The organism is Sphingomicrobium sp. XHP0239 (assembly GCF_039555325.1).
Classification (GTDB): domain Bacteria; phylum Pseudomonadota; class Alphaproteobacteria; order Sphingomonadales; family Sphingomonadaceae; genus Sphingomicrobium; species Sphingomicrobium maritimum.
Map to the genome: position 1 here is coordinate 874,572 of NZ_CP154608.1, position 24,864 is coordinate 899,435.

Genomic DNA, 24,864 nt, shown 5'->3' on the forward strand with positions numbered 1-24,864 from the left:
CACGTCGCATGCCAACTTTCGCGAACGGCGCAATCAAGGGGATTTCTCACCTATCCGGCGCTGTGTCCGGTGGGATTTCCCACCAGTTGCTGGCACGCAGCACATGGTTGTGCAGTGCAACACCGTCAATGAAGGAAGCATGAAAAAGAACCGCCCGCTTCGATGAACGGGCGGCTCCTTGCGATCAGTTGCCGATTAGGACTTATTGGTCGAGGAAGCTGCGCATCTTCCGACTGCGGCTGGGGTGCTTCAGCTTGCGCAGCGCCTTGGCCTCGATCTGGCGAATACGTTCGCGGGTCACGCTGAACTGCTGGCCCACTTCCTCGAGCGTGTGATCGGTGTTCATCCCGATGCCGAATCGCATGCGCAAAACGCGTTCCTCGCGCGGCGTCAGGCTGGCAAGAACGCGGGTGACGGTTTCCTTGAGGTTCGACTGAATCGCGGCATCGACCGGGATGATCGCATTCTTGTCCTCGATGAAATCGCCGAGATGCGAATCTTCCTCGTCGCCGATCGGCGTTTCAAGGCTGATCGGCTCCTTGGCGATCTTCATCACCTTACGAACCTTCTCGAGCGGCATCGACAGTCGCTCGGCCAGTTCCTCGGGAGTGGGCTCGCGTCCGGTCTCGTGCAGGAACTGGCGCGAGGTGCGGACCAGCTTGTTAATCGTCTCGATCATATGGACCGGGATGCGGATCGTGCGCGCCTGATCGGCGATCGAACGGGTGATCGCCTGGCGGATCCACCAGGTCGCATAGGTCGAGAACTTGTAGCCGCGGCGATATTCGAATTTGTCGACCGCCTTCATCAGGCCGATGTTGCCTTCCTGGATAAGGTCGAGGAACTGCAAACCGCGGTTGGTGTATTTCTTCGCGATGGAGATGACGAGACGAAGGTTCGCCTCGACCATTTCCTTCTTGGCAATGCGCGCCTCGCGTTCGCCCTTCTGGACCTGATTGACGATGCGGCGGAATTCGGGAAGCGCCATACCGGTCGCCTGCGCGATATCGGCGATGTCGGCGCGGATGCGCGCGACGGTCTCGCCCTCGCTCTTGGCGAACTTTTCCCACTTCTTGTCGATCTTGGCGACACGGTCGAGCCAGGCGTCGTCCAGTTCGTGGCCGTCATATTCCTCGAGGAAGCTCTTGCGCGGGACCTTGTGCCGTTCCGCCAAGCGAAGCATCTGGCCGCCCAGCGTCATCAGACGGCGATTGTAGCCGTACATCTGATCGACGAGCATCTCGATCTTGGCGTTGTGGAACTGCATCGATTCCACCAGCGCGGTCAGTTCACCCGACAGCTTCTGGTAGCGATTTTCCTTCGCCTTCGGGAATTCCTCGCCCGCTTCCAGCGCGGTCAGCCGCTCGTTCTGAAGCTTCGAGAATTTCTTGTAGAGCCCGGTGATCTCGGCAAACTTCTCGAGCGCGGTTGGCTTGAGCGCCTCTTCCATTTGCGCGAGCGAAAGAGTGTTGTCCTCTTCCTCTTCCTCGCGGCGCTTGCGCGCACGGGCAGCGGCATCGTCCTCGTTGCCGTCCTCGTCCTCCTCGTGATCGGGCTCTTCCTCGTCCTCGACCACGGTGGGACCGGCTGTATCCTCGCTGATCTCGCCGTCGTCGTCGTCTTCCTCGGACTTGTCGAGCTGCTCCTGGGTCGGACCCTTCGAGATCATCGCCTCGAGATCGAGGATCTCGCGCAGCTGCATGGTCTCCTCGTTGAGGTTGTTCGACCATTCGATGATATTGTTGAAGGTGATCGGGCTCTCGCACAGGCCCCAGATCATGAAGTCGCGGCCCGCCTCGATCCGCTTGGCAATCGCGATCTCGCCCTCGCGGCTCAGCAGTTCGACCGCACCCATCTCGCGCAAATACATGCGGACGGGATCGTCGGTGCGGTCGGCGCGCTCCTTCGTGTTGGTCGCCGCCTTGACGGTCTTGGGGTCGTCCTTCTTGGCCTTCGCCTTCTCGTCGATCGGCTCGACCTCGTCCTCTTCTTCCTCGTCGTTCTCGACGATGGTGACGCCCATTTCGCTGATCGCGGACATGATGTCCTCGATCTGATCAGGACTCATCTGGTCGCTGGGCAGCGCCTCGTTGACCTCGTCGTAAGTGAGGATTCCCCGCTTCTTGCCGCGAGCAATGAGCTTCTTGATCTTGGCATCGTTGAGGTCGATCAGCGGCTGGTCGCCGTCGTCCTTCGTGTCATTGTCACTCTTGGCCATGAAATCCTGATCTATTCCGTTTCGGTCAGCGCGCTGAGGCGCTCCCTGTTCTCGTCCCGCATCCGGTGGAGCCGCTGCTGCTGCGCATAGGCATCCTCGGTGAATTCATTTTCCAAACGCGTGGTCGCCGCCTCCAGTGCCGCCTCGATCCGCATTTTCGCAAGGATCGCGTCGAGGGTATCGGACAGCTCGCGCACAGCATCGGCGTCGTCGCCATCCGCACGCAGGAATCCGAACCCCATCACCGGCCTTGAAGAGGTCTCCACGCCTGCGTCGGCCAATATGGGAAGAAGCGCCTCTTTATCAAGCGACTCGCCGGAAAAGGCGGCATCGAGCAGTTTTTCGCGCGCCGCGGCGAGACGAGGGTCAGGAATGGGGAGCGCGGCGAGGGCTTCGCTCTCCTCCGCGATTCGCGCCGGGAAGCGCGCGAAGCCAAGCAGAACGGCCTCGATCAGGCGACCCTCTATTCCGTGCCGCGACACATTCCGTGTCGCATCGCCCACGGGCGGGGCAGGGGGCACCCAGCGTCCATTCTTCTGTTTCCATCGCGGCTGACTGGTGCGTTCCCGGCCCACGAGTTTGTCGAAGCGGCCGAGCCATTCTTCGCGATAGAGCTGCGATAGGGAGGGGTCCGCGATGGCGCGGGCATGGTCGAGCAGCCGTTGCTTGAGCCCAGCGCGTTGTTCGGGAGTATCGAGGGCGGTTTGCGCGACTTCGTGTCGCCAGAGGCGCGCGCTGAGCGATTCCGGTTCGGCAACCAACGCATCGAACGCCGCCGCCCCGCCGTTCACGACGATGTCGTCAGGGTCCTGCCCGTCGGGAAGTTCCACGAAGGCAAGGCTCTGTTCCGGGCCGAGATGCGGCAGTGCGCGTTCGGCGGCACGGATGGCGGCACGCTGCCCCGCAGCGTCGCCATCAAAGCAGAGAATAGGGGAGGCAGACAGGCGCCAGAGGAGCCGCAGCTGATCCTCGGTCAGTGCGGTGCCGAGCGGTGCGACCGCTTCGGCGATCCCTGCGCGAGCCAGACCGATAACGTCCATATAGCCTTCGACGACGATGACGCGATCGGCCTTTCGCGCCGCGGCCTGCGCGAGGTCGAGGTTGTAGAGCTGCCGACCCTTGTCGAACAGCGGGGTTTCGGGGCTGTTGAGATATTTGGGCTCGCCTTCGCCCAGTATCCTTCCGCCGAACGCGATCACCCGCCCGCGCGGATCGCGGATAGGGATCATCAGGCGGCCGCGGAACCGGTCGTAGGGCTGGCGGTCGCCATCTTCCGGATCGATCAGCATGCCGCTTTCGACCAGCTTGGGGACGCCGAACCGGTCGAGCGCGCGTTTCAGCTTGCCCTTGTCGTCGGGAGCGAAGCCGAGGTTGAACCGTGAAATCAGCTTCGCGTCGATGCCGCGTTTTTCGAGATAGGCGCGTGCCCCGCCGCCCTCGATCCCCGCGAGCTGCTCCGCGAACCAGTCGGCGGCGGCTTCGGTGACATCGACCAGACCCGCTCGGCGTTCCGCGCGTTGCTTGGCGCGCGGGTCGGGGGCGGGGACTTCCATTCCTGCCTTCCCCGCCAGTTCCTTGACCGCGTCCATGAACGCCATGCCGCGCCCGTCGACGAGAAAGCTGATCGCATCTCCGTGCGCGCCGCAGCCGAAGCAGTGATAGAAGCCCTTCTGATCGTTGACGTAAAAGCTCGGAGTCTTCTCGTCGTGGAAGGGGCAGCAGGCATTGAATTCCTTCCCCGCCCGGATGAGCTTCACGTCCGAGCCGACGATCGCGGAAACGCGGGTGCGGGCGCGCAATTCGTCGAGAAAGGAGGGCGGGATCGACAGGGGATCAGCCCCCCATCAGTTGCTTCTTGGCCGCCGCACTCGCTTTGGCGGGCTCGATCGCGGCGCCGTGGCGCGAGCGAACTTCGCCCATCACCCGGCCCATGTCCTTCATGCCCGATGCGCCCGTATCGGCGATGATGGCGGCGACGGCGCCGTCGATGTCCTCGTCGCTCATCTGCGTGGGAAGAAATTCCTCGATCACCGCGATCTCCGCCTCCTCGGCCGCCGCGCGGTCCTCGGCGCCGCCCTTGCGGAACATCTCGGCGCTTTCCCGGCGCTGCTTGACCATCTTCTGGAGGACGGCGGTGACGTGGGCATCGTCGTCGGCAATCTCGCCGCCAGTGCGCGCCTCGATGTCCTTGTTCTTCACCTCGGACTGGACGAGGCGGATGGTACCGACCTTGTCCTTCTCGCCCGCCTTCATCGAGGCCACCATCGCTGCCTTGAGATCGTCGCGAATCATCGCGCTGCTCCGTTCGTTCATGAAAAAGAAAATAGCCTAGCGCCTCGCGAGGACGAATGTCAGCCGTTGACGGCGCATCGCGCGGGAGTGTAGCGGCTGACGCTTAGCAACATCGCCGACACCCTACGAACGGAGCCTCACGCCCCCGCATGTCTTCCCGCGCGCCCGCCCGCCCCGACCATGCCACCGCCGCGATCGTCTTCGCCGACGGGAGAGTCATTTGGGGAAGGGGCTTTGGCGCGACCGGCGAGGCGGTGGGCGAATTGTGCTTCAACACCGCGATGACGGGCTATCAGGAAGTGATGACCGACCCCAGCTACGCCAAGCAAGTCATCGCCTTCACCTTTCCCCATATCGGCAACGTGGGTTCGAACGCCGAGGACGTGGAGGCCCCGGTGGCCCATGCACTGGGCTGCATCACGCGTGAGGAAGTGACGAGCCCGTCCAATTTCCGCAGCGAGGCGGACTTTCCGTCATGGATGGCGGAGCATGGGCGTATCGGCATTGCCGGCATCGACACGCGGGCGCTGACGAGGCTGGTGCGCGAGGAAGGGCCGCCGACCGTCGCGATCGCGCACGCACCGGACGGATCGATCGATGTCGAAGCGTTGGCCCGGAAGGCGGCGGACTGGCCGGGGCTCGAGGGCATGGATCTCGCCAAGGAAGTGTCGCGCAAGCAGCTCGACCAATGGTCCGACGGCGGTTGGGAACTGGGGCAGGGCTACAAGCTCGGCCACGCCAGCGCCGACGCTCCGCACGTCGTGGCGATCGATTACGGCGCCAAACACAATATCTTCCGCAACCTCGTCGAAGCCGGCGCGCGCGTGACCGTGGTCCCGGCGCAGACGAGCTATGATGAGATCATGGCGCACGAGCCCGACGGCATCTTCCTGTCGAACGGGCCGGGCGATCCCGCCGCGACCGGCGACTATGCGATCCCCGTGATCCACCAGCTGCTCAACACGAAAAAGCCGCTATTCGGCATCTGCCTCGGCCACCAGCTGCTCGCGCTCGCGGTCGGGGGGCAGACATCGAAGATGTTCCAGGGTCATCGCGGCGCCAACCATCCGGTCAAGCGCTGCGCGGACGGCGTGGTCGAGATCACGAGCATGAACCACGGGTTCGCGGTGAAGCGCGAAGGCCTGCCTGACAATGTCCGCGAGACCCACGTCAGCCTGTTCGACGACAGCAATTGCGGCCTCGAACTCACCGACCGCCCGGCGTTCAGCGTCCAGTACCACCCCGAAGCCAGCCCCGGCCCGCAGGACAGTTTCTATCTGTTCGAGAAGTTCGTGGGGATGATGCGGTGATTCTTTCCCTGATTTTCGCGCTATCGTTTTCGTTAGCAGACAGTCCTCGCGAAATAGACCTCGTCAAAGAGCAACTAGAGGGGTGCGGCCTCGAGCGTGGGGCCTACTCGGTGCAATATTCCGACCTTCTTCAATCGACAGAGGTATTGATCGACGCGACTGAAGGGGGCGAACGATTTTTCGATTGCATCGAAGAAATCAAACCTCTTCCGTGGATCGAGTTTTCGGATGCGAGTGCCGCAGAAGCGTATTCGACACACAAAGACCGCAAGTGGAAGCTCGAAGGCAGTGCAATTTTATCGAAGGATCTAGCGGAGTCGGGTATGCTCGAAAACCTGCCTCGTCCGTCGAAACTGCCCGTTCCCTCGTCGGAGGTTTTAAAGCTTGCGAAGTATTTTGATGTCCCCTTGGCACCACAAGAAAGCCCCAGCGGTATCCGGGTCGATCAAATTTACTATGATGTTCCGGAAAGCTGGTTCGAAGAAGCTTTCGCGAGTGGTCGCTTTGACGACCTCGGAAACCTCCTGATTGCACTAGAGCTCTGGTCACTCGATCACGGCGTCGAGTTTCAGCTTTTCGGTAACGAAGCGACAGGCGATGATTAGATGGGCCGTCACCATGTTGCTCTTCTTTCTAAGCGCCTGCGCGACGCCGCAGCCGGTCTTCCATACGCAGGCGCAGCTCAACGATGTCGGCGCGCGGTGCGGGCTCGCGATGGGTGAGCTGTTCCAGGACGATATCGAGCAGCGGCTGTTGTTTGTAATGCGCGAGCAGCCGACGGCGCGCGAGCAGGCCTGCGTGACCGATTTCGCCGATGATAATCATCTCAACGTCGTCCTTCTGGACGGCATTACGTTCGAGGAATAATGCCCAAACGCACCGACATCTCTTCCATCCTCGTCATTGGAGCGGGGCCTATCGTCATCGGGCAGGCGGCCGAGTTCGATTATTCGGGCAGCCAAGCGATCAAGGCGCTGAAGGAAGAGGGCTACCGCGTCATCGTGGTGAATTCGAACCCCGCGACGATCATGACCGATCCCGGCATGGCGGATGCGACCTATATCGAGCCGATCACCGCCAAGGTGGTCGAAAAAATCATCGAGAAGGAAAAGCCCGACGCGATCCTGCCGACGATGGGCGGGCAGACGGCGCTCAATTGCGCGCTGACGCTCAATCGCGACGGGGTGCTGAAGAAGCATGGCGTTAAGTTGATCGGAGCGCAGGCCGAGGCGATCGACAAGGCCGAGGACCGCGAGAAATTCAAGGCGGCAATGGACAAGATCGGGCTCGAAAGTCCCATCAGCCAGATCGCCAACAGCTGGGAAGAGGCAAAAGCGGCGCTCGAATCCATCGGATTGCCGGCGATCATCCGTCCCAGCTTCACCCTTGGCGGAACGGGCGGCGGGGTTGCCTACAACAAGGAGGAGTTCGAGAATATCGTCCGTGGCGGCCTGGAGGCCAGCCCCACCAACGAAGTGCTGATCGAGGAAAGCATCGTCGGGTGGAAAGAATATGAGATGGAAGTCGTGCGCGACCGCGCCGATAATTGCATCATCATCTGCTCGATCGAAAATGTCGACCCGATGGGGGTTCATACCGGGGACTCGATTACCGTCGCGCCCGCGCTGACGCTGACCGACAAGGAATATCAGCGGATGCGGTCCGCCAGTATCGCGGTGCTTCGTGAAATCGGTGTGGAAACAGGGGGTTCGAACGTCCAGTTCGCAGTGAATCCCAAGGATGGTCGGATGGTCGTCATCGAGATGAACCCGCGCGTTTCGCGGTCTTCGGCGTTGGCATCGAAGGCAACCGGCTTTCCGATCGCCAAGATCGCGGCGAAGCTGGCGGTAGGCTACACGCTCGACGAGTTGAAGAACGACATCACCGGTGGCGCGACACCTGCGAGCTTCGAACCGACGATCGATTACGTCGTGACCAAGATCCCGCGCTTCGCCTTCGAGAAATTCCCCGGGAGTCCGGCGCTGCTGTCGACCGCGATGAAGTCGGTCGGCGAGGTGATGGCGATCGGGCGGAATTTCGCCGAAAGTTTCCAGAAGGCGCTTCGCGGCACCGAAACGGGACTGACGGGGCTCGATCCGGTCGAGGAATTGGTCGGCGCCAGCGAGAACGACATCGAGAATGCGTTGGGGCGGCAGAGCCCGTTCCGCATCCTCGCCGCCGCCCAGGCCTTGCGCGAAGGGTTCAGTGTCGAGCGTATCAACGCAATCAGCGGCTTCGATCGCTGGTTCCTCCGCCAACTCGAGGTGCTTGTCGAAGCCGAGCGCGGCGTCGCGGCCGAGGGGCTGCCCGGCAAGGCGTACGAGATGCGGCGTTTGAAGGGCATGGGCTTTTCCGACGAGCGGCTGGCACAACTGGCGGCGCAGAGCACGCATGCGGTCAGCGAGGCGGTCGAGGGCAGGGGCATCGTCCACGATGTCCTGCGCGCGATCACCGGCGGCACGACATCCGGCGAAGTTCGGGCGCACCGGCTGAAACTGGGCGTGCGTCCCGTCTTCAAGCGCATCGACAGCGTGGCGGCGGAGTTCGACGCGGTCACCCCCTATCTCTATTCCACCTACGAAGCGCCGCTGTTCGACGAGCCGGTGGACGAAGCGGACGTGTCCGACCGCGAGAAGGTCATCATCCTGGGTGGCGGGCCCAATCGCATCGGACAGGGGATCGAGTTCGACTATTGCTGCGTCCATGCCGCCTTCGCGCTGGGCCGCTATCGGGGAGAGACGGGCGCCGATGATCGTGCCGAGGGGCTGGAGGTCGTGATGATCAACTGCAACCCCGAGACGGTCTCGACCGACCCGGACACCTCCGACCGCCTCTATTTCGAGCCGCTGACCGAGGAAGACGTGCTCGAGATCATCATGACGGAGCGCGAGAAAGGCACCATCCGCGGTGTCATCGTCCAGTTGGGCGGCCAGACCCCGTTGAAGATCGCCACCGACCTGGCGCGATCGGGTGTGCCCATTCTCGGCACCAGCCCCGACAGCATCGACCTTGCCGAAGATCGCGAACGCTTCGCGCAACTGGTCAACAAACTGGGGCTGACACAGCCGGAAAATGGCATCGCGCGCAGTCGCGAAGAAGCCCTGAACGTCGCGGATAAGATCGGCTATCCCGTCCTCATCCGACCGAGCTACGTGCTCGGCGGCCGGGCCATGGAGGTGGTCGACGGTCCGGATCAGCTCGATCACTACATCAATACCGCCGTCGAGGTTTCGGGCAATTCACCGGTCCTGATCGACAAATATCTTCGCGATGCCATCGAGGTGGACGTCGATGCGATCTGCGACGGCGAGACGGTCGCGGTGACTGGAATCCTCCAGCATATCGAGGAAGCCGGCGTCCATTCGGGCGACAGTGCCTGCTCGCTGCCTCCCTTCAGCCTGCCGCCCCGCATTATCGAGGAAATCGAACGGCAGGCGCACGAACTCGGCATGGCGTTGAAGGTTCGCGGCCTGATGAATATCCAGTTCGCGATCAAGAACGACACGGTCTATCTGATCGAGGTCAATCCACGGGCGTCGCGGACGGTACCCTTCGTCGCCAAGGCCATCGGACGCCCCGTCGCGAAGATCGCCGCCAAGGTCATGGCCGGGGCGAGCCTCGCCGATTTCGATCCCATCGACCGCGCCGTCGATCATGTCGCGATCAAGGAAGCCGTCTTCCCGTTCGCCCGTTTTCCGGGCTCCGATCCCGTGCTGGGACCGGAAATGAAAAGCACCGGGGAAGTCATGGGAATCGCGTCCAATTTCGACGATGCCTATGCGAAGGCGCAGCTCGGTTCCGGGGCGCCCTATCCCCAGCAGGGGTGCGTCTTCATCTCGGTCAAGGAGAGTGACAAGGACGCGATCCTCTCCGCTGCTCAGGATCTCGACATGGCCGGTTTCAAGGTCATCGCGACCGACGGAACCGCGGCGTTCCTGTCCGACCACGGCGTTCGCGTTTCGCGGGTCAACAAGGTCGCGCAGGGTCGCCCGCATATCGTCGACCGGATCAAGGACGGCGACGTCGATCTTGTCTTCAATACAACCGAGGGTTGGCAGAGCCTCAAGGACAGTCAGAACATCCGCGAAGCGGCGCTCAAGGCCCGGATCCCTTACTATACGACCGTGGGGGCGTGCCGGGCCATCGCACGCATCATCGGAAGGGCCGATCCTGAAACTCTTGAAGTCCGATCGCTTCAATCCTATTATTCACGTTCCCGAAAGTAATCACCACAAACCGCCTCGACGCGCTGCGTATTGCAGCAACAGAACGGTTTTGACGAAGGATTGAAGTGCGATGGCAAGCGAAAAGGTGCCCATGCTGGCCGAGGGCCATCAAAAGCTTTCCGCCGAAGTGAAGCGGCTGAAGACGATCGAACGCCCCGCGGTGATCGATGCGATCGAAGAAGCGCGTGCGCATGGAGACTTGTCGGAAAACGCGGAATATCACGCCGCCAAGGAGCGGCAGGGTCAGATCGAGGCGACCATCTCGCATATCGAGGACCAACTGTCCCGCGCGATGGTGATCGATCCGACGACATTGTCGGGGGACAAGGTGGTGTTCGGCGCTACCGTTCACCTCGTCGACGAGGACGACAATCCGAAAACCTACCAGCTTGTCGGCGAAAGCGAGGCCGACGCGGCCTCGGGTCGTATCAACTTCAATTCGCCGCTGGCGCGCGCGCTGATCGGGCGCAGCGTCGGGGACGAGATCGAGGTCACGACCCCCGCAGGCGAGAAATATTACGAGATCGAGAAGGTCGAGTTCAAATAATGGCGTTGCTGCGGTCGGCCACCGGCGTCATCGCCGTGCTGACCGCGATCGTCTTCGTCCTCGTCCTCGTGCTCATTGGCGAGGGGAGGGCGTTCGTGCTGGGCGGCTTCATTCCCGCGCGAGTGGCGGGCCTTATTCCATTGCCGGACGCGATACCGGCATTCCTGACACCTCTGACGGCTGCATTGCTCCATGCGGGCTTCGCGCATCTCGCTTTCAACCTTGTCATCCTGCTCTATTGCGGGTTCCAATTGGAGCGTCTGGTAGGCGCGGGCCAGTTCGTCCTTCTCTACATCGTCGGAGCGTATGGGGCAGCCGCCGCGCAATGGCTGCTGGACCCGGTCGCCGCCGTCCCCATGGTTGGCGCGTCGGGAGCGGTCAGCGCAGTGGTCGGTGCGTTTGCCGTCCGCTTCGGTAAGGCAAAAAGGGTGACCGGATCCCGCAATGTCGACCGTGCGATCCACGTGATCTGGCTGCTCGCCGCCTGGGTGGTGCTGCAGTTGATGGTGGACTGGATGGGGACGATGGACGGCACGCTGATCGCGACGCCCGCGCACATCGGCGGCTTCGTCGTCGGACTGCTGGCGAATGGATTTCTAAGGGTCGAAGGAGGACCCCGACACGCGCTCTAGGAGGCGTCGCCTTCCTTTTCGAGCATCTTTTCGTCGGGTTCGAGCAAGCGATGCAGGTGGACGACGACATATTTGACGTCAGCCTCGTCCACGGTCCGCTGCGCTGCGCCGCGCCACGCTTCTTCCGCAGCGGCGTAATTGTCATACAGGCCGACCATTTCGATGGCATCGAGGTCGGTGAATTCGAGGCCGCGCGGATCCTTGACCCGGCCGCCGAAAACGAGATGGAGCTTGCTCATGCGCGGCCCGCTAGCAGCAAAAAACCACTTTGCGAAGCCGCGATGAGCAACTCTTCGGGTCCTACTTCTTGTTCTTGGCGGCTTCGGTCGCCGCGCTCGCCGACTGCTTGGCTGCAGCGCTGACGTCGCGGGCGACGTCACGCACCGCATTTTCGGCCGCTTCGGTCGTAAGACCACGCTCTTCTAGCTGCTTCTGTCCGGCCGACTTGGCGGCGTCGAACGCGCCGTGGGCGCGCGTGTTGATGTCCTTGCCCACGTCGCGGAGCAATTCCTTTTCCTTCTGACTGCGCGGCACGAGTGCGCCGATCAGTGCACCGAGACCGAGACCGGCCGCGAGCGCAATCAGCGGATTCCGTTCGAGACCGTCGCCCGCCTTGCGCGCTCCGTCACGTGCACCCTGGCGCGCACTGCCGTAGGCATCCACTGCCTTGGTCCGGGCACTGTCATAGGCGCGGGAAGCGCTGACCTTGGCGTCGCTAGCGGCCTGACCGGCCTTCATCTTGGCTTCGTTGGCTTTGTCTTTCACACTCATTTCGTCGTCTCCGTTTGTTTGGTTCGTGCCGGTTTCTTGGATACCGGCCGTGGTTTCTTGTCTTCGATCGGGGTGGTGGCGTCCCGGAACTCGTCGACGCTCGGCGTCGCGGTCTCCGTACGAGACGTGCGGGGCAACGCCCCGCGTTTCTCGACCTCGTCGCGATTCTCATCGTCACCGGTCAATTTCTCGACGCCGCTGACTGCCAACCTGCCGACAGGTTTGCGCGCGAGAAACAATCCGAAGGCAGCCGCGAGGCCGCCGACGAGCACAGGTTTGCGTTTGGTGAAATCCACCGCTTTGTCCGCAACCTTGCTGCCGGCCCGCTTGGTTTCCACCCACGCCATTTCGGCGATGAGATCGGGGGCGAGGCGGCGTTTGGTCTCCCCGAGCGCGAACTTTACCGAATGAAGCAATTGTGCGCGCTTCACCTCGACGTCGTTCTTTGCGGATAGCACTTTGGGATCGATACTCATTCACCGTCCTCCAGGCGTTTGGCACCCGCTCGCGCGACAACCGCCGCGATTCCCAGGAACAGGATCGTTGCCACCAGTCCGCCGAGAAGCGGGCCGATGATCGTGGCCAGTGCCAGCGTCATGCCGACGGCGAAGGCGACAAGCGCGGCGACCGCGAAGACGAAGGCGACCCCGAAAAGCATCGCGGACTTCTTGTAGCGGCGTGCCTCGACCATCGCCTTGGCTCGCGCCAGCGAGACTTCGGCACCGACCAGTTCGCGTCCGTCCTCGACGATGCGACCGATTAGTTCGCCGATCGACTTGTCGGGGTCGAGAGGCGCCTGCGGATCGGGCACTTCGCGATCACGCTCGGACGGCGCGACCTGCGGCGTCTGTTTCGGGGGCGAGGTGTCCAGCACTAGACGCGGGGCGTCTGCACCGGATCGATCGGAGGCACGTCGCCATCACGCGGCGGCGTGGTGCCCAGATCGTCGAGACTGTCGCTACGTTCGGCGTCGAAGCCTGCCGATACGACACGGGCCAGCGCGAAGCCGACCACGGCCGCCGCGCCCAGTGCCATGCCGGGGCTCTTGCGCACGAAGTCGCGCACGTCGTTCACCAACTCGTCCGGATCCTTCGAGGCGATCTTCTGGGCGGTGTCGTCCAGATATTTCGCGGCGGATCGGGCATAATCGCCATATTCGGCGCCGAGCGATTCATCGATGTTACCGGCGGTATCGCTGACGAGGCGCGACATGCTGCTGATCGTTTCGGAACCCTTGCTGAGGCCATCGCCAACCATCCCGCGAGTCTTGCCGGCGGCTTCCTTCGCGATAGTCGTACGGGCTTCGCTAACCTTGGCGACGACCTTGTCGCGCGCCTTGCCGCGAGTCGTGCCGGTCGGCTCGTTCAGGGAATCGGTATTGTTATTCTGCGTGTCCACGATCGGATCCCTTTCGAGGTCGGTTGCGGTCTTGGAAGCGCCGGGTACGATGCGGTCGGTCCGCTCCGGCAGGTCGGTTTCGGTCGGGGTGGGCATAGATACTCCTCGATATTTCTTACGTTGCCGAACCAACCCGCCACCCCCCGACAGCGTTCCGTTGCTCTCCCGCGATATTGCGCGGTCCCGCCGCGCTCGCTACGGCGCGCCCGTGCATCAGAAGGAGCCCGCGCCTTGACCGCCATCATCGATATCCACGCCCGCCAGATCCTCGACAGCCGCGGCAATCCCACCGTCGAGGTCGATGTCACGCTGGAAGACGGATCGATGGGACGCGCGGCCGTTCCCTCGGGGGCCTCCACCGGCGCTCATGAAGCGGTCGAGCTTCGCGACGGCGACAAGGCACGCTGGGGTGGAAAGGGCGTATCGCAGGCCGTTCACAACGTGACCGGTCCGATCGCGAAGGCGCTGACCGGGATGGAAGCCGAAGACCAGGCCGAGCTCGACGCCAGCCTGCTCGATCTCGACGGCACTGAAAACAAGGGCAAGCTTGGGGCCAATGCCATTCTCGGGGTGAGCCTCGCGACTGCGAAAGCCGCCGCCGAGGCCTGCCGGCTGCCGCTCTATCGGTATGTCGGAGGCGTGGGGGCGACGATCATGCCCGTCCCGATGATGAACATTCTCAACGGCGGTGCGCACGCCGACAATCCGATCGATTTCCAGGAATTCATGGTGATGCCGGTCGGCGCCGAGGACTTTTCCGAAGCGCTCCGCATGGGCGCGGAAATCTTTCACGCCTTGAAGGGCGTGTTGTCCGAACGCGGTCTGTCGGTCGCGATCGGCGACGAGGGCGGGTTCGCGCCCGCGTTGAAATCGAGCCGCGACGCGCTCGACACGATCGGAGAGGCCTGCGACCTGGCGGGCTTCACGCTGGGCCGCGAGATCGTGATCGCTCTGGATTGCGCCGCGACCGAATTCTATCGCAACGGCACCTACGCGCTAGAGGGCGAGGGGCGCACGCTCCAACCCGCGGACATGGTCGAGGAACTGGCAAAGCTCGCCGAGGAATATCCCATCCTGTCGATCGAGGACGGCATGGCCGAAGACGATTTTGCGGGATGGAAGATGCTGACGGATCGCATCGGCGCCAAGGTGCAATTGGTCGGCGACGACCTGTTCGTCACCAACACCGAACGGCTCGAGGACGGCATTTCCGGTGGCCTCGCCAATTCGCTGCTGGTGAAGGTCAACCAGATCGGCACGCTGACGGAGACGATCGAGGCCGTACGTATGGCGCAGCATGCCCGTTACACTACCGTGATGAGCCATCGGTCGGGCGAAACCGAGGATACGACCATCGCCGATCTCGCGGTCGCCTTGTCGTGCGGCCAGATCAAGACCGGCAGCCTCGCACGCGCCGACCGGACCGCGAAATACAATCAGCTCCTGCGCATCGAGGAAGAACTGGGCGACAATGCCTGCTACCTCGGCCGAGGGGCGCTGCACGTCAAATAGGCGCGGCAAAACAGCGTCTTCGGCGCGAAATTTTCTTGGTTTATTTTTCGTTTCATGGTCTAAGCGCGCTATGGGGATGAAGAGCGGATCGACGGGATTGCTGAAGCGGGTCGTTTGGCCGTTGATCGCGTTCGTCATTATCGGCAACTTCGCGACATATGCCATTGCGGGCGACAACGGGCTGCTCGCCTGGGGCGGGCACGTTCGTGCGCTCGACGAGCGTCGCGCCGAGCTCGTTTCACTGCAGGCCGAACGCGATGCGCTGAAGCACCGCTCGGATCTTCTCAATCCGCGCGCCGCCGATCCCGACATGGCGGAGGAGCTGGTACGCCGCGACCTCGGCCTGATCCGCGACGACGAGATAATCATTCCGCTCGACTGAGCGGAAACGTTCACATTCCTTGCCGGGAACGATTGCCTTTTCCGTAGCGTCGCACCTATAGCCACGCCGAGAACAGGAGAGATCATGGCGAAGAAGCCGGCCCGAAAGGCGCCTTCGAAGAAGGCCGCATCGCGAACCCTCGATTCCCAGAAGAATATGCCCGAACCGCCTCAGCCGAAGCGCTACGAGGCGACACAGGACCAACTGCTCGAACTCTACAAGCAGATGCTCCTCATCCGCCGGTTCGAAGAGCGTGCCGGCCAGCTTTACGGCCTCGGGCTCATCGGCGGATTCTGTCACCTTTATATTGGGCAGGAAGCGGTCGCCGTTGGCCTCCAGTCGGCGATGGAAGTCGGCAAGGACAGCGTCATCACCGGCTATCGCGACCATGGCCACATGCTTGCCTACGGCATCGATCCCAACGTGATCATGGCCGAACTGACCGGACGGGCCGCCGGTATTTCGAAGGGCAAGGGCGGCTCGATGCACATGTTCAGCGTCGAACATGGTTTCTACGGCGGTCACGGCATTGTCGGGGCGCAGGTCAGCCTCGGCACCGGTCTTGCCTTCAAGCACCAGTATAGCGGCGATGGAGGCGTCAACCTGTCCTATTTCGGCGACGGCGCGGCGAACCAGGGCCAGGTCTACGAGAGCTTCAACATGGCCGAGCTGTGGGATCTGCCAATCATCTACGCTATCGAGAACAACCAATATGCGATGGGCACGAGCGTGAAGCGCTCGGCGTCCGAACCCGAACTGTGGAAACGCGGGAAGAGCTTTCAGATCCCCGGCATCCAAGTCGACGGGATGGACGTCCTGGCAGTGCGCGGGGCGGCAGAAGTCGCGCTGGAATGGACGCGCAGCGGGAAGGGGCCGATCCTGCTCGAACTGATGACCTATCGGTATCGCGGCCATTCGATGTCCGACCCCGCCAAATATCGCACGCGCGACGAGGTCGACAGTTTCCGGGGCGGACGCGATCCGCTCGAACAGGCGAAGCAGGAATTGCTGAATATGGGCGCGGGCGAGGAAGAGCTCAAGGCGATCGACGACGAGATCAAGGAGCGCATCAAGGAGGCGGCCAAGTTCGCCGAAGACGCACCGGAGCCGGAGGCGGACGAACTCTATACCGACGTTCTGGTGGAGAGCTATTGATGGCGACCGAACTGAAGATGCCCGCCCTCTCGCCGACGATGGAAGAGGGCACGCTCGCAAAGTGGCTCAAGTCCGAGGGCGACGAGGTCGCGGCGGGCGATATTCTCGCCGAAATCGAGACCGACAAGGCGACGATGGAATTCGAAGCGGTCGACGAGGGGACGCTGCTCAAGATTCTCGTACCCGAAGGGACCGACAATGTCGCCGTCGGAACTGCGATCGCGATGATCGGCGAGGAAGGCGAGGACGTTTCGGATGATGCGGCACCGGCCAACGCCGAAGCCTCGAACGACGACGGAGAAGGCAAGGACGTCGGACGAGAGGAAAGCGAGGCAGCGATTACCAAGGACCTGCCGTCCACCAGCAAGATCAGCCACGTCTACGCCGACCTTCCCGAGGGCACCGAAACGGTCGCCACCAGCGTGCGCGAGGCCTTGCGCGACGCGATGGCCGAGGAAATGCGGTCCGACGATCGCGTCTTCGTGATGGGCGAGGAAGTTGCCGAATATCAGGGCGCCTACAAGGTCACGCAGGGCCTGCTCGATGAATTTGGATCGAAGCGCGTCGTCGATACGCCCATCACCGAACATGGGTTCGCAGGACTGGGCGCCGGCGCCGCGATGGGCGGCCTTCGCCCCGTCATCGAGTTCATGACCTTCAATTTCGCTATGCAGGCGATCGATCACATCATCAATTCGGCCGCGAAGACGAATTACATGTCCGGCGGCCAGATGCGTTGCCCCATCGTGTTCCGCGGTCCCAATGGCGCCGCCAGTCGCGTCGCGGCGCAGCACAGCCAGAATTACGGCCCGTGGTACGCCAGCGTCCCGGGACTTATCGTCATCGCGCCCTACACCGCCGCCGACGCGAAGGGGCTGTTGAAAGCTGCGATCCGCAGCGAGGACCCGGTCGTCTTCCTCGAGAACGAATTGCTCTACGGGCAGAATTTCGACGTGCCGCAGGTCGACGACTATGTCCTCCCGATCGGCAAGGCGCGGATTGCGCGCGAGGGAAGCGACGTCACCATCGTCAGCTATTCGATCGGCGTGGGCGTGGCGCTCGACGCCGCGAACAGACTTGCCGAGGACGGCATCGATGCGGAGGTCATCGATCTGCGCACCCTGCGTCCGCTCGACCGCGGCACCGTGCTCGCCAGCCTCGCCAAGACCAATCGAATGGTCAGCGTCGAGGAAGGCTGGCCCGGCTGTTCGATCAGCAGCGAAATCATGGCCATCGCGATGGAGGAAGGGTTCGACGATCTGGACGCCCCCGTCCTTCGCGTCACCAACGAGGACGTGCCGCTGCCCTATGCCGCCAATCTCGAGAAGCTGGCGCTGATCAAGCCCGAGGCGGTCGTGGAGGCAGTGCGGCGCGTCACCTATCGCTGAGGGTGCGCTGACGCCCGACCGGGCGCTGGCGCTGACACACTTTCCCGTTGAGGTCCGCGACGCGGTCGAGGCGATTTTTCGCCTCGACGCGACGTTCGCGGAGATCGTCGCGGACACGTCCGAACCGGCAGTCGGGGCGATCCGCCTCGCCTGGTGGCGCGAGGCGCTCGAGGCGCTCGACGAACAGTCCGCCCCCGCCGAACCGCGGCTGCGCGCCGTCGCGAACCTTGTCCTGCCGCTGGGGGTGAGGGGGTCTGAGGTCGCCACGATCGAGGATGGCTACGCCGCCCTGCTGGCCCCCGACGTCGATCTCGACCGAGTGGGGGCAGGGGGCGCGCGCTTGTTCGAGGTGGTCGCCACCCTTCTGGGCCATGACGACAGCATGCTGGACCCGGCCGGCCGGTTGGCGATGCTGGCGCGCGTACGGGGCCTCGTTCCCGACGAGGTCGCGCCCGCCGCCCATTCGTTGATGCGTTGGCTCAAGGGGCATCGCTTCATCCGTCCGCTGCGTCCGTTGACGCTGCTCGCGCGGCTTGCGGCGCGCGACTTCCTTCGCACCGTGCCCGAGCCCGAAGCCACCCCGGCGCGCGCAGTGGCGATGCTCAGCCATCGCCTGTCCGGCAAGGTGACCGGAAGCGGTTGACCCGTTTCCTCCATAATGGATACAGTTGGCCGGCCGGATCGCCAGAGGGAGAAGCGCCATGCTTCGCTGGATCGTCGGCGTGTCTGCAAGTCTGTTGGTTACCGCGGGAGCCGTTCTGCTCGCGCGTGACAGTGCGCCCGAGGCCGTGCTGCCCGACGCGCCCGCCGCCGAGATGGCGGAGGCGGACGTTCCCGACACGGGTCGCCGCGTCTTGCCGGTCATTCCCGAATTCACCGATCAACCGCCCGAAGCCGATCCGCTCAGCAAGGAGCAGAAACGATTCAACCGCGCGGATCGGAACGATGACGAAATCATCACGCTGAGCGAGTTGGTCCAACCGCGCCGCAAGCGCTACGCGAACCTCGATCTCGATGGCGATGGAACGCTGAGCTTCGAGGAATGGGCGATCACGACCATCGACAAGTTCGAGAGCGCCGACGCCGATGGCAACGGCAAGCTCACGCGCGTCGAATATGCGACGACGGCTCCCAAACCGCGACAATCGAAACCGGCATGCAGTTGTTAGGGGAAGGCGACCCGAGAACGTCTATTCCGCTGCGACGGGCAGCTTGTCCTCGACATTTTCCGCTTCGACCCACGCCGCGAACGCGGCGCGCGCCCGGTTCGTATAGGCCTTGCGCCGGTCGGTCTTCTTCATCTTTCGACCGGTAATCGGGGGCATCAGGCCGAAGTTGATGTTCATGGGCTGATAGGTGCTGGCGTCCGCGCCGCCGGTGATATGACCGAGCAGCGCTCCGAAAGCGGTTTCGACGGGCGGGGCAGTGAACCGCTCTCCCTTCATCTCGGCCGCAGCGAAACGGGCTGCCATAAGTCCCACCGCCGCACTTTCGAGATAGCCTTCGCAGCCCGTAATCTGTCCTGCGAACCGGATGTGCGGCGCGGACTTCAGCCGCAACTGATCATCGAGCAATTCGGGCGAACGAATGAAACTGTTGCGATGAATGCCGCCAAGGCGGGCAAACTCGGCCTTCTCCAGACCTGGGATGGTGCGGAAGATTTCCTTTTGAGCACCCCATTTGAGCTTGGTCTGAAATCCCACCATGTTCCAGAGCGTGCCCAACGCATTGTCCTGCCGAAGCTGCACGACCGCGTGAGGCCAGCGACCGGTTCGCGGATCGTCGAGACCGACGGGTTTCATCGGCCCGTGCCGAAGCGTTTCCGGCCCGCGTTCGGCCATCACCTCGATCGGCATGCAGCCCTCGAAATAGGGGGTGTCCTTCTCCCATTCCTTGAACTCGGTCTTTTCCCCTTCGACCAGCGCGGCCACGAACGCGTCGTACTGCGCCTTGTCCATCGGGCAATTGAGGTAATCCTTGTCGCCGCCTGAAGCCGAAGCCTTGTCCCAGCGCGACTGGAACCAGGCGATGTCCATGTCCACGCTGTCGCGATGCACGATCGGCGCGATGGCATCGAAGAAGGCCAGCGCATCCTTGCCGGTCGCCTTGGCAATGCTGTCGGCGAGGGCCGTTCCCGTGAGAGGGCCGGTCGCGATGATCGTGAGGCCCGTTTCGGGAAGCGCGTCGATCCGTTCGCGAACGACCGCGATGTTCGGATGCCCTTCGACCGCATGCGTCACGGCGTCGGCAAACAGGTGGCGATCGACCGCAAGCGCCGATCCTGCGGGAACCGAGTGTGCATCGGCCTTCGCCATGATGACCGAACCCAGGCGCCGCATTTCTTGATGCAACAGGCCGACCGCGTTCGATCCCGCATCGTCGGAACGGAAGCTGTTGGAACAGACCATCTCGGCAAGCCGGTCGGTGTCGTGCGCGGGCGTGCTGTCGCCGCCGCCGCGCATTTCGGACAAGCGCACCTTCACGCCAGCCTCCGCGAGTTGCCAGGCGGCTTCCGATCCGGCGAGACCGCCACCGATGATATGAATTTGATGGGTCATGGCGTCGCGCCTTACCGCTTGATGGCGCGCAAAAAAAGGGCGACCCGCGGGCCGCCCTCTCGATCCGGTTGCAGGTTTACCTAGCTCAACACTTCGGGCGGCGCTTCCTTGGCGGTTTCGCCTTCGATGAGTTCCTCGATGTCCTTAAGCGGCTGGTTCGTCATCTCCTTGTCGATCTGGAGGATCGTGCGCTTCTCGGTCTCCTTGTGGAGCTTGGGACGAAGTTCGCCGAGCGCTTTCGGGGGAGCGATGATGACGAGCTGCTCGAATTCGTTCTTGAGCGCGCGCGAATTGACGAGGTCGGCGGCCTCGTGGACCCAGCGATCCTCCTCGAGCTGATGAAAATCGGTTTCCTCATAGGAGGAACGAGCGTTCGATCCCGAAGAGAAAACGCTGCCCGGCTCGTCGGTGCCAAGATCGCGGTCGGGGCTGTCGTCGCGGCGGCGTTTGGACTCCACCTCGAGGTTCATGTGCTCCGTGTCGCCTTCGTTGCGAAGGAACAGCATCTTGCGGCCGTCGGTGACGAGGACCAGCGTGTCGGTGGCGATACCCATGAAGAACTCCTGATTGTTGATCTTTTCGAACCAACGAGGAGCAGGGGGAAGCCGTTCCGTCTATTCGCCCTGCGGACCGGCCGCGCTATCGTCGCTCGTGTCCGCGCCCTCGGTCGGAGCGACCGTCTTTTCATCTCCTTGCAGATCGTCCGCTGCGGCTTCCTCGGCCACGTTCTCGGGCTCTTCTTCCTCGTCGATCAAGGCCACCGAGACGACTTTCTCGTTCTTGGAGACGTTGAAGATCGTGACACCCTGCGTATTGCGGCCCGCGATGCGGATGTCGGCGACGCTGGTGCGGATCATCTTGCCCTGGTCTGTCACGAGCATCAGTTGCTCGCCCTGCGCCACCGGGAAGCTGGCGACAACACCGCCGTTGCGTTCGCTGGTCACGATGTTCGCCACCCCCTGGCCGCCGCGGTTGGTGACTCGATATTCGAAGGTGCTGGTGCGCTTGCCGTAGCCGTTCTCGGTCACGGTCAGGAGGAATTCCTCCTTGTCGGCGAGACGTGCGTAGCGCTCGGCATCCAGCCCCGCGGCACCGTCATTGTCGCGCCAGACGGGAGAACGCAGATACGCCTCGCGTTCTTCCGCCGTCGAGCCGGTGGACCCCAGGATCGACATCGAAATCACCTTGTCGTCGCCCAGCAATCTGATGCCGCGAACGCCGGTCGAGGCGCGGCTGGCGAACTCGCGTACTTTGGTAGCCTCGAAGCGGATCGCCTTGCCGTCGCGCGTGGCGAGAAGCACGTCGTCGTCCTCGGTCAACAGATCAACGCCCACGAGCCGGTCGCTCGGCCGTCCATCTTCGCCCTCGTCGAACTTCATCGCGATCTTGCCGTTCGAGGGAACGTTGGTGAACGCATCCATGCTGTTGCGGCGGACGGTGCCGCCCTCCGTCGCGAACATCAGGTGCAGGCCGGCCCATTCCGCCTCGTCCTGCGGCAAGGGAAGGACTGTCGTGATCTTCTCGTCTTCGGCCAAGGGAAGCAGGTTGACCATCGGACGGCCCTTCGCCGCCGGACCGCCCTCGGGCAGCTTCCACACCTTCTTGCGGTAGACGATCCCCTTGTTCGAGAAGAACAGGACCGGGTTGTGCGTTGTCGTCACGAACAGGTTCGTGACGACATCCTCGTCCTTGGTGCTCATCCCGGCACGGCCCTTGCCGCCGCGCTTCTGTTCGCGGAACAGGGCGAGAGGAGTGCGCTTGATGTAGCCGGTGTGGGTCACCGTCACGACCATGTCCTCGATCTCGATCAGATCCTCGTCCTCGATGCCATCGGCAGCCGGCGCGAGTTCGGTCCTGCGGGGGGTCGCGTACTGATCCTCGACCTCGTCCAGCTCCTCGCGCAACACTTCGTAGAGCCGCGCGCGGTTGGACAGAATCTCGAGCAATTCCTCGATGGTGACCGACAGCTCCTTCAACTCGTCGCCGATCTCGTCGCGGCCGAGCTGGGTGAGGCGGTGCAGACGCAGTTCGAGGATCGCCTTCACCTGCGCTTCGGAGAGGCGGTAGCTGCCTTCGCCCTGCGTGGAGACGACGCCTTCGACCAGTTCGATGTAGGGGCGGATTTCCTCCATTCCCCACTCGCGCGCCAGCAGCTTTTCGCGGGCTTCGGCAGGCGTGGCCGATCCACGGATGATCGCCACGACCTCGTCCAGATTGGTGACGGCCACGACCAGACCCAGCAACAGGTGCGCCCGCTCGCGTGCCTTGGCGAGCTCGAACTTCGAGCGCTTGGTGATGACCTCTTCGCGGAACTTGACGAACGCCGCGATCATGTCGCGAAGGTCGAGCGTCTCGGGCTTGCCGCCACGGATCGCGAGCATGTTGGCCGCAAAGCTGGATTGCGCGGGCGTATGCCGCCACAGCTGGTTGAGGATCACCTCGGGCGTCGCGTCTCGCTTGCACTCGATGACGATGCGCACGCCCTCGCGGTTCGATTCATCGCGGATGTCCGCGACGCCCTCGATCCGCTTGTCCTTCGCGGCCTCGGCAATCTTCTCGACTAGCCCGGCCTTGCCCACCTGGTAGGGGATTTCGGTCAGCACGATCTGCTGCTTGTCGCCGCGCCCCTCCTCGATATCGTATTTCGACCGCAGCATCATCGACCCGCGACCGGTGGTGTAGGCCGCGCGAATCCCGCTGGCGCCGAGCAAGGAGGCGCCCGTCGGGAAATCGGGACCCTTCACATATTCCATCAGCCCTTCGACACTGATGGCTGGATCCTCGATATAGGCTTTGCAGGCCTGGATCACCTCGCCCAGATTGTGCGGCGGTATGTTGGTTGCCATGCCGACCGCGATACCGCCCGCGCCGTTGACGAGCAGATTCGGGAAGCGCGCCGGAAGCACGGTCGGCTCGCTTTCGGATCCGTCGTAGTTATCCTGGAAGGCGACCGTTTCCTTGTCGATGTCGCCGAGCAGGAAATTCGCGACCTTCGCGAGTCGCGCCTCGGTGTAGCGCATGGCGGCGGGGGGATCGGGGTCCATCGACCCGAAGTTCCCCTGACCGTCGACCAACGGGACCCGCAGACTCCAGTCCTGCGTCATACGCGCGAGCGCGTCGTAGATCGCGCTGTCGCCGTGGGGGTGGTACTTACCCATGACGTCACCGACGATACGGCTGGATTTGCGATACGGCCGACCTGCGACGTAGCCCGCTTCCTGACAGGCATAGAGAATGCGGCGATGGACCGGCTTCAATCCGTCACGTACATCCGGCAAGGCGCGGCTGACGATCACGCTCATCGCGTAGTCGAGATAGCTCGACTTCATCTCGTCCACGATCGAGATTGGTTCGATGTCGCCTGAGGGGACGGGGAGAGTATCGCCGGGGGTGTCGACCATGAGGCATCCTGCTAGATTCGGACCGGTCGCGGCCGAGAACCGGTGCGACTCAATTCAGGCCCGAAATCTAGCAGGGGGCCGCAGAAAGCGCCACGGCGAATGATGCGGTTGCCGTAAACGTAAAGAGTACTAGCCCTCGCGCACGAACAATGGCGCGTTCTCGTCCGAATCCTCTTCAGAGTAGCGCCAGCCATCCCGGTCGAAGTCGCGAAGCGCCTCGACGCTCTCGATCCGTTCGTCGCAGACCCAGCGCGCCATCGCGCCGCGCGCCACCTTGGCGGCAAAGCTCTGGAACTGGAGGCCTTTCGCCGTGCGCACCCGGAAGTCTGGCGCCACGATCGTGAGTTTCGTGGGCAATTGACCGCGAACGACATCGTAATATTCGTTGCTGGCAAGGTTGAGCAGGACGTTCGATCCTTCCTCCCGCAACTGTTTGCGCAATTCCTTGGCGACGGCATCTCCCCAATATTCGGTGAGCTTGCCTTCCTCGCCTTTCTCCGGCGACCATCCCGTTCCCATCTCGAGCCGATAGGGTCGCATTCGGTCGAGCGGACGCAGAAGGCCATAGAGTCCCGACAGGATGCGCACATGGTCCTGGGCATAGTCCATCGCGTCGTCGTCGATACTGGCCGCGTCGAAGCCTCGGTAGACATCGCCGGCGAACGTACGGATGGCGGGCCGCGTGTCGGTATCGAAATAATTAGCGTAACGTTCCTTGTTGAGGGTGGCGAGTTTGTCCGACACCCTCATGATGCGCTTCAGATCGTCGGCATCCAGGGTTTGAGCGGCACGGGCGATTTGCGCCGCCTTGCGCTCGAAGCGGGGAACGCTCGGTTCGTCGTCGTAGGGAGTATCGAGATCGAGGGACTTGGCGGGCGAAAGAATGATCAGCATGTCGGTCTCGCTAGCCGAAGCTGCGCCGAGCGTCAAAACCGCGATAAGACGGTATTTTCCGGCGATTTTCCGCAGCACTTGTCATCCCGTGTTCAGCCCGGCCTTGCTATAAGGGTGACAGACAAAGGGGGCGTGCGGTATGTCCGCCCCAACACCGAACATCGTTTCCAGGAGACCCGA

General features: G+C 62.9%; 24 protein-coding genes and 1 pseudogene. 13 read left to right on the forward strand and 12 right to left on the reverse strand.

Features of this window, described 5'->3' with window-relative positions:
• Positions 1 to 202: 202 nt before the first annotated feature.
• The 3 genes from rpoD to WJT74_RS04440 are packed head-to-tail and all read right to left on the reverse strand — an operon-like array spanning position 203 to position 4,510.
• Positions 203 to 2,218, reverse strand: a complete 2,016-nt coding sequence (gene rpoD / locus WJT74_RS04430) for an RNA polymerase sigma factor RpoD (protein ID WP_343347327.1) — start codon at positions 2,216 to 2,218, stop codon at positions 203 to 205.
• A gap of 11 nt (positions 2,219 to 2,229) precedes the next feature.
• Positions 2,230 to 4,047 (reverse strand): DNA primase, encoded by a 1,818-nt coding sequence (gene dnaG, locus WJT74_RS04435; protein ID WP_343348099.1) that lies wholly within the window; start codon positions 4,045 to 4,047, stop codon positions 2,230 to 2,232.
• Positions 4,048 to 4,051: 4 nt separating this feature from the next.
• Entirely contained in the window at positions 4,052 to 4,510 is a 459-nt protein-coding gene (locus tag WJT74_RS04440; RefSeq protein WP_343347329.1) for a GatB/YqeY domain-containing protein, read from the reverse strand.
• Positions 4,511 to 4,659: 149 nt separating this feature from the next.
• Here WJT74_RS04440 and carA point away from each other — a divergent pair, with 149 nt between their 5' ends.
• The 6 genes from carA to WJT74_RS04470 all read left to right on the forward strand — a co-directional run bounded on the left by carA (position 4,660) and on the right by WJT74_RS04470 (position 11,225).
• Positions 4,660 to 5,820, forward strand: a complete 1,161-nt coding sequence (gene carA, locus WJT74_RS04445; protein ID WP_343347332.1) for a glutamine-hydrolyzing carbamoyl-phosphate synthase small subunit — start codon at positions 4,660 to 4,662, stop codon at positions 5,818 to 5,820.
• On the forward strand, positions 5,817 to 6,425 hold the full coding sequence (locus tag WJT74_RS04450) for a hypothetical protein (protein WP_343347336.1): 609 nt from the start codon (positions 5,817 to 5,819) through the stop codon (positions 6,423 to 6,425). The genes carA and WJT74_RS04450 overlap by 4 nt, the downstream gene beginning before the upstream one ends.
• Positions 6,418 to 6,687, forward strand: coding sequence for a hypothetical protein (locus tag WJT74_RS04455; protein ID WP_343347338.1), 270 nt, complete (start codon positions 6,418 to 6,420; stop codon positions 6,685 to 6,687). The genes WJT74_RS04450 and WJT74_RS04455 overlap by 8 nt, the downstream gene beginning before the upstream one ends.
• Entirely contained in the window at positions 6,687 to 10,046 is a 3,360-nt protein-coding gene (gene carB / locus WJT74_RS04460; protein WP_343347340.1) for a carbamoyl-phosphate synthase large subunit, read from the forward strand. Before WJT74_RS04455 ends, carB begins: the two co-directional genes overlap by 1 nt.
• A gap of 70 nt (positions 10,047 to 10,116) precedes the next feature.
• Positions 10,117 to 10,593: a transcription elongation factor GreA gene (gene greA, locus WJT74_RS04465; protein WP_343347342.1), complete on the forward strand. Its 477-nt coding sequence runs from the start codon at positions 10,117 to 10,119 to the stop codon at positions 10,591 to 10,593.
• On the forward strand, positions 10,593 to 11,225 hold the full coding sequence (locus tag WJT74_RS04470; RefSeq protein WP_343347344.1) for a rhomboid family intramembrane serine protease: 633 nt from the start codon (positions 10,593 to 10,595) through the stop codon (positions 11,223 to 11,225). The genes greA and WJT74_RS04470 overlap by 1 nt, the downstream gene beginning before the upstream one ends.
• On the opposite strand, the gene WJT74_RS04475 is transcribed toward WJT74_RS04470, so the two are convergent.
• The 5 genes from WJT74_RS04475 to WJT74_RS04495 form a co-directional block, all read right to left on the reverse strand.
• Complete coding sequence (locus tag WJT74_RS04475; protein ID WP_343347346.1) at positions 11,222 to 11,464, reverse strand: DUF4170 domain-containing protein; 243 nt, start codon at positions 11,462 to 11,464, stop codon at positions 11,222 to 11,224. The genes WJT74_RS04470 and WJT74_RS04475 overlap by 4 nt on opposite strands.
• A gap of 61 nt (positions 11,465 to 11,525) precedes the next feature.
• Positions 11,526 to 11,990, reverse strand: coding sequence for a hypothetical protein (locus WJT74_RS04480; RefSeq protein WP_343347348.1), 465 nt, complete (start codon positions 11,988 to 11,990; stop codon positions 11,526 to 11,528).
• A 2-nt stretch (positions 11,991 to 11,992) separates the two neighbouring features.
• Positions 11,993 to 12,472 carry a hypothetical protein gene (locus WJT74_RS04485; RefSeq protein WP_343347350.1) on the reverse strand — a complete coding sequence of 160 codons (480 nt, stop codon included), beginning with the start codon at positions 12,470 to 12,472 and terminating at the stop codon, positions 11,993 to 11,995.
• Positions 12,469 to 12,870: a phage holin family protein gene (locus WJT74_RS04490; RefSeq protein ID WP_343347353.1), complete on the reverse strand. Its 402-nt coding sequence runs from the start codon at positions 12,868 to 12,870 to the stop codon at positions 12,469 to 12,471. Before WJT74_RS04490 ends, WJT74_RS04485 begins: the two co-directional genes overlap by 4 nt.
• Positions 12,870 to 13,490, reverse strand: a complete 621-nt coding sequence (locus WJT74_RS04495) for a hypothetical protein (RefSeq protein ID WP_343347356.1) — start codon at positions 13,488 to 13,490, stop codon at positions 12,870 to 12,872. The genes WJT74_RS04490 and WJT74_RS04495 overlap by 1 nt, the downstream gene beginning before the upstream one ends.
• A 135-nt stretch (positions 13,491 to 13,625) precedes the next feature.
• Here WJT74_RS04495 and eno point away from each other — a divergent pair, with 135 nt between their 5' ends.
• The 7 genes and pseudogenes from eno (at position 13,626) to WJT74_RS04530 (ending at position 19,000) form a co-directional block, all read left to right on the forward strand.
• The gene (eno, locus tag WJT74_RS04500; protein WP_343347358.1) at positions 13,626 to 14,906 is read left to right on the forward strand and encodes a phosphopyruvate hydratase; all 1,281 of its coding nucleotides are present in this window, start codon (positions 13,626 to 13,628) and stop codon (positions 14,904 to 14,906) included.
• 76 nt (positions 14,907 to 14,982) lie between these two features.
• Entirely contained in the window at positions 14,983 to 15,288 is a 306-nt protein-coding gene (locus tag WJT74_RS04505; protein WP_343347360.1) for an FtsB family cell division protein, read from the forward strand.
• A gap of 84 nt (positions 15,289 to 15,372) precedes the next feature.
• The gene (pdhA, locus tag WJT74_RS04510; protein WP_343347362.1) at positions 15,373 to 16,443 is read left to right on the forward strand and encodes a pyruvate dehydrogenase (acetyl-transferring) E1 component subunit alpha; all 1,071 of its coding nucleotides are present in this window, start codon (positions 15,373 to 15,375) and stop codon (positions 16,441 to 16,443) included.
• Positions 16,443 to 17,831, forward strand: a complete 1,389-nt coding sequence (locus WJT74_RS04515) for a pyruvate dehydrogenase complex E1 component subunit beta (RefSeq protein WP_343347365.1) — start codon at positions 16,443 to 16,445, stop codon at positions 17,829 to 17,831. The genes pdhA and WJT74_RS04515 overlap by 1 nt, the downstream gene beginning before the upstream one ends.
• 73 nt (positions 17,832 to 17,904) lie before the next feature.
• Positions 17,905 to 18,003: pseudogene (locus WJT74_RS12220) on the forward strand (hypothetical protein); the annotation flags it as partial.
• Positions 18,004 to 18,213: 210 nt separating this feature from the next.
• Complete coding sequence (locus WJT74_RS04525; RefSeq protein WP_343347369.1) at positions 18,214 to 18,474, forward strand: hypothetical protein; 261 nt, start codon at positions 18,214 to 18,216, stop codon at positions 18,472 to 18,474.
• Between the two features lie 58 nt (positions 18,475 to 18,532).
• Positions 18,533 to 19,000 (forward strand): hypothetical protein, encoded by a 468-nt coding sequence (locus WJT74_RS04530; RefSeq protein WP_343347372.1) that lies wholly within the window; start codon positions 18,533 to 18,535, stop codon positions 18,998 to 19,000.
• 21 nt (positions 19,001 to 19,021) lie between these two features.
• Here the strand turns inward: WJT74_RS04530 and trmFO are convergent, their stop codons facing one another.
• The 4 genes from trmFO to WJT74_RS04550 all read right to left on the reverse strand — a co-directional run bounded on the left by trmFO (position 19,022) and on the right by WJT74_RS04550 (position 24,684).
• Positions 19,022 to 20,389 carry a methylenetetrahydrofolate--tRNA-(uracil(54)-C(5))-methyltransferase (FADH(2)-oxidizing) TrmFO gene (gene trmFO / locus WJT74_RS04535; RefSeq protein ID WP_343347374.1) on the reverse strand — a complete coding sequence of 456 codons (1,368 nt, stop codon included), beginning with the start codon at positions 20,387 to 20,389 and terminating at the stop codon, positions 19,022 to 19,024.
• Positions 20,390 to 20,469: 80 nt separating this feature from the next.
• Entirely contained in the window at positions 20,470 to 20,943 is a 474-nt protein-coding gene (locus WJT74_RS04540; RefSeq protein ID WP_343347376.1) for a host attachment family protein, read from the reverse strand.
• Positions 20,944 to 21,003: 60 nt separating this feature from the next.
• Entirely contained in the window at positions 21,004 to 23,790 is a 2,787-nt protein-coding gene (gene gyrA / locus WJT74_RS04545) for a DNA gyrase subunit A (protein ID WP_343347378.1), read from the reverse strand.
• A gap of 129 nt (positions 23,791 to 23,919) precedes the next feature.
• Positions 23,920 to 24,684, reverse strand: coding sequence for a YaaA family protein (locus WJT74_RS04550; RefSeq protein WP_343347380.1), 765 nt, complete (start codon positions 24,682 to 24,684; stop codon positions 23,920 to 23,922).
• Positions 24,685 to 24,864: the final 180 nt, after the last annotated feature.